Genomic DNA, 630 nt, shown 5'->3' on the forward strand with positions numbered 1-630 from the left:
CTCCCCCGTCGATCGGGGGAGAGGTGTCGAGCGAAGCTCGACGGAGTGGGGGTCGACCCTCGCCGCGCGCCTGAGGTCTCTTGCTCGTCAGATTGTGCCTGTCTTGCGGCGACTGCGCGTCTGCGAACGCCTTCCCCCACTCCGTCTCGGCTTCGCCGAGCCACCTCTCCCCCCTCCGGAGGGAAAGGAAAGGAAAGGAGCCAAGGCAGGGCGATGAGGGGCAACGCTGAAGTTGCAAGTTGATTGAGCTTCTAGCCCGCCAGCGCCTGATCCAGATCGGCGATCAGATCATCGCCATCCTCGATCCCCGCCGACAACCTTACCAGCGAATCCGATATGCCGATCTCGGCCCGTTTCTCCGCCGGTATGGAGCCATGCGTCATCAGCGCCGGGTGCTCGATCAGGCTCTCCACACCGCCGAGGCTTTCGGCGAGCGTGAACAATTGCGTGCGTTCGAGGAACTTTTTGGTGCCGGCTAGGTCGCGGTCGAGCACGGCTGTGATCATGCCGCCGAAGGCATGCATCTGCTGGACGGCGACGGCGTGCTGCGGGTGGCTGGCGAGGCCGGGATAGATGACGCGGCGGACGTCGCGGCGCGCTTCCAGCCATTGCGCGATCTTCAGGCCGTTG

1 protein-coding gene is annotated in these 630 nt (G+C 64.9%); it reads right to left on the bottom strand.

All coding sequences use genetic code 11. The features are described from left to right. Positions 1-251 precede the first annotated feature (251 nt). A partial coding sequence (locus tag EN991_RS38775) for a PLP-dependent transferase (RefSeq protein WP_206519372.1) occupies positions 252-630 on the bottom strand: 379 nt, incomplete at its 5' end.

Origin of the sequence: Mesorhizobium sp. M7A.F.Ca.US.005.03.2.1 (genome assembly GCF_003997795.1) — a bacterium.
GTDB classification, from domain to species: domain Bacteria; phylum Pseudomonadota; class Alphaproteobacteria; order Rhizobiales; family Rhizobiaceae; genus Mesorhizobium; species Mesorhizobium ciceri.